The sequence below is a fragment of the Actinosynnema sp. NPDC023658 genome, from assembly GCF_040639995.1.
GTDB lineage: Bacteria > Actinomycetota > Actinomycetes > Mycobacteriales > Pseudonocardiaceae > Actinosynnema.
In genome coordinates, this window is record NZ_JBFAAX010000554.1 from 1 (window position 1) to 3,803 (window position 3,803).

2 protein-coding genes and 1 pseudogene are annotated in these 3,803 nt (G+C 70.9%); 1 reads left to right on the forward strand and 2 read right to left on the reverse strand.

Going from position 1 to position 3,803, the window contains the following annotated elements; genetic code table 11:
* Positions 1 to 64: 64 nt before the first annotated feature.
* Positions 65 to 328: pseudogene (locus AB0G02_RS31020) on the reverse strand (chorismate mutase); the annotation flags it as partial.
* Between the two features lie 213 nt (positions 329 to 541).
* Between AB0G02_RS31020 and pcrA the strand changes: the two are divergent.
* Entirely contained in the window at positions 542 to 2,899 is a 2,358-nt protein-coding gene (pcrA, locus tag AB0G02_RS31025) for a DNA helicase PcrA (RefSeq protein WP_360801073.1), read from the forward strand.
* Positions 2,900 to 3,194: 295 nt separating this feature from the next.
* Here pcrA and AB0G02_RS31030 read toward each other — a convergent pair.
* On the reverse strand, positions 3,195 to 3,803 hold a 609-nt coding region (locus AB0G02_RS31030), incomplete at its 5' end, for a M23 family metallopeptidase (RefSeq protein ID WP_360801076.1).

Below are 3,803 nucleotides of genomic sequence, written 5' to 3' on the forward strand. Positions count from 1 at the left end.
GGGTTAGGTCGCCCGGCCCGTCCGCGCGCGGCGGCGCCCCACCTGCCGACGGAGGAGGCCGCCCCTACCGACCGAGGTGGCCGCGTCCCAGCTTGAGCAGGATCATCGCCAGGTCCCGGCCCTCGGGGCCGAGCTCCTTGTAGCGGTTGATCACGTCGATCTCCCGGTTGTGCACGATCCGCGTGCCGCCCGCGGCCATCCGGGCGGCGCCGATGATCTTGGAGACCTCGACCCGCCGCTTGACCAGCCGCAGCAGCTCGGCGTCCAGGTGGTCGATCTCCTGGCGCAACGCGTCGATGTCCGGGGCGGTATCGGTGCTGTTCATGGTGACGACCTTCCGACTCTGGTTGGAGTCCCAGCCCTGGCAGCAGCGAAGCCCCGGGGTCCGAGGACTCCGGGGCTTCGTGGTGGCTTGTCGGCGCTAGCGGTCCACGGGAGCCGGAGTCCGGATCCCGTAGAAAAACTCGAAGTGGGCCATGCGCACCCGCTCATCATGCCACAGCCACGGGCTGTCGGTGGTACCCGGTAACGTGGACAGGCGATGAGCGCCTTGTTCGACTTGCCTGCAAGTCCCCCCTCCCCCCGGTCGAGCGGTTCGTCCCCTGCGGCTTCCCCCGCCGGGCGGCTGCTCGAAGACCTCAACCCGTCCCAGCGCCGGGCCGTCGAGCACTCGGGCGCCCCGCTGCTGGTCGTCGCCGGCGCGGGCTCGGGCAAGACGCGCGTGCTCACCCGCCGGATCGCCTACCTCCTGGCCGAGCGGAACGTCCACCCGGGCGAGGTCATGGCGATCACCTTCACGAACAAGGCCGCCGCCGAGATGAAGGAGCGCGTGGCCGACCTCGTCGGCGCGCGGGCCCGCTCGATGTGGGTGTCCACGTTCCACTCGATGTGCGTCCGGGTCATGCGCCGCGAGGCCAAGACCCTGGGCATGTCGTCCAACTTCTCCATCTACGACTCCGACGACACGCGCCGGCTGATCACGCTGGTGGCGCGCGACCTCGACCTGGACCCCAAGCGCTACCCGGCGCGCACGCTGGCGATCCACATCTCGAACCTGAAGAACGAGCTGGTCGACGCCGCCACGGCCAAGGACCGGGCGACCAACGACCTGGAGCGCCGGGTCGCCGAGGTCTACGAGAGCTACCAGCGCCGGCTCGGGGAGTCGAACTCGCTGGACTTCGACGACCTGATCATGAGGACCGTCGAGCTGCTGCAGAACCACCCGGACGTGGCCGAGCACTACCACCGCCGGTTCCGGCACGTGCTGGTCGACGAGTACCAGGACACCAACCACGCCCAGTACACGCTGGTCCGCGAGCTGATCGGCACCGGCTCCGACGGCGTGCCGCCGGGCGAGCTGTGCGTGGTGGGCGACGCCGACCAGTCGATCTACGCCTTCCGCGGCGCGACGATCCGCAACATCGTCGAGTTCGAGCGCGACTACCCGCAGGCGACCACGATCCTGCTGGAGCAGAACTACCGGTCCACCCAGACGATCCTGAGCGCGGCGAACGCGGTCATCTCGCGCAACCCCGACCGCCGGGACAAGCGGCTGTGGAGCGACCTGGGCGACGGCGAGAAGATCGTCGGCTACGTCGCGGACAACGAGCACGACGAGGCGCAGTTCGTTGCGAACGAGATCGACCGGCTGGTCGACGGCGGCGACGCGAACAACGGCGAGATCGCCGTGTTCTACCGGACCAACAACCAGTCGCGCGTGTTCGAGGAGATCTTCATCCGCCTCGGCCTGCCCTACCGGGTGGTCGGCGGCGTCCGGTTCTACGAGCGGCGCGAGGTGCGCGACGCGCTGGCGTACCTGCGGGCGCTGTCCAACCCGGACGACACGGTGTCGTTGCGGCGCATCCTGAACGTGCCCAAGCGCGGCATCGGTGAGCGCGCCGAGGCGTGCGTGTCGATGTACGCCGAGCGGGAGCGGATGAGCTTCGCGGCGGCGCTGCGCGACGCGGTCACCGGCAGGGTGCCGCTGCTCAACCCGCGCTCCCGCAACGCGATCGCCGGGTTCGTCGAGATGATGGACGAGCTCGGGGTGCTGGTCGAGCGCGGCGACGACGTGGCGGACATCCTCGAAGCGGTGCTGGAGAAGACCGCCTACCGGGCCGAGCTGGAGGCCAGCGAGGACCCGCAGGACCACACCCGGGTCGAGAACCTGAACGAGCTGGTCACGGTGGCCCGCGAGTTCACCGACCTGGGCACGGCGGTCCCCGTCCCGGACGAGGCTGCGTCGCCTGATTCCGGGGATCTGCCCGCCGAGGGCTCGCTGGCCGCGTTCCTGGAGCGGGTGTCGCTGGTCGCGGACGCCGACTCGGTGCCCGACGCGGAGTCCGACGGCGTGGTCACGCTGATGACGCTGCACACGGCCAAGGGCCTGGAGTACCCGGTGGTGTTCTGCACCGGCTGGGAGGACGGCGTCTTCCCGCACATGCGGGCGCTGGGTGACCCGACGGAGCTGGCCGAGGAGCGCCGGCTCGCCTACGTGGGCATCACCCGGGCCCGGCAGCGGCTGTACCTGTCGCGGGCGCTGGTGCGCTCGGCGTGGGGCCAGCCGTCGGCCAACCCGGCGTCGCGGTTCCTGGACGAGATCCCGGCCGACCTGGTCGACTGGCGGCGGGTGGAGCCCAGGCGCTCCGCGCCGTCCGCGCCGACGTCGTGGGGTCGCGGGTCGGGCACGTCCCGCCCGGCGCCGACGAACGCGGGGTGGAAGGACACGCCCGCGGTGAAGCTCGACGTGGGCGACCGGGTGAGCCACGACAAGTACGGCCTCGGCCGCGTGGTGGCCGTGGACGGCTCAGGCCCCCGTGCGACCGCCACGATCGACTTCGGCGGCGCGGGGACGGTCCGGCTGATGCTCATCGGCGGCGTGCCCCTCGTGAAGCTCTGAGGCCCTCTCAGCCGTACTTCGCCCTGTTGCGAAGCAACACCCCCGATCGTGTCCTGATTCCCGTGCAACCCGATTGGCCCCTGCGCGTCTTTAGGGGTGTCACGAGCGGGCTGGACGGGACATCCGGGGTGAACCGGCCAGGGGGAGCCGCTCGACGACGGGGGGAAGGCGGGAGCCGCGTCGGGGGCGGCGACCGCACGGGGGGAACACCTTCGGGGGGCGTTTCCACGGCGAAGGGCCGGGCTGCTCAGGCAGCCCGGCCCTTCGTGTCGTGTACCGGTGGAGCCTCGTCGGCTCAGACGCTGACGCCCTTGGAGTTCAGCCAGGTCAGCGGGTTGATCTTCTTGCCGTCCGCGTTCCAGACCTCGAAGTGCAGGTGCGGGCCGGTGGAGAAGCCGCGGTTGCCCATGCGGCCGATCTGCTCGCCCGCCATGACCCGCTGGCCCTTGTCGACCGAGTAGCTGTCCACGTGGCCGTAGACGGTGATGGAGCCGTCGTCGTGCTGGACCCTGATCCAGAGCCCAAAACCACTTGCCGGACCGGCCTCGATCACGACACCATCCGCTGCGGACAGGATCGGTGTGCCGATGGGGCCCGCGATGTCGATGCCGTAGTGCATCTCGCCCCAGCGACCGCCGAAACCGGACGAGAAGACGCCTTCGGCGGGGCGGACGAACTTGGGCCGCCTGGCCTCGGCTTCCTCGGCCTCGCGGGTCTCGGTGATGTGCTGGCTCTTGAAGAGCTTCTGCGCCTCGGCGGCCGGGTCGACCGTCTTGGCGACGGGCAGGACCTGCGGCGACGCCGGGCCGGTGCCGCCGACGCCGAACGCGGCGGCGCCCTCGGCGGCGTTCGCGAGGGGGGTGACCTCGTCGGCCTTCGACGGCGAGTCGGAGCCGAGGGCGTG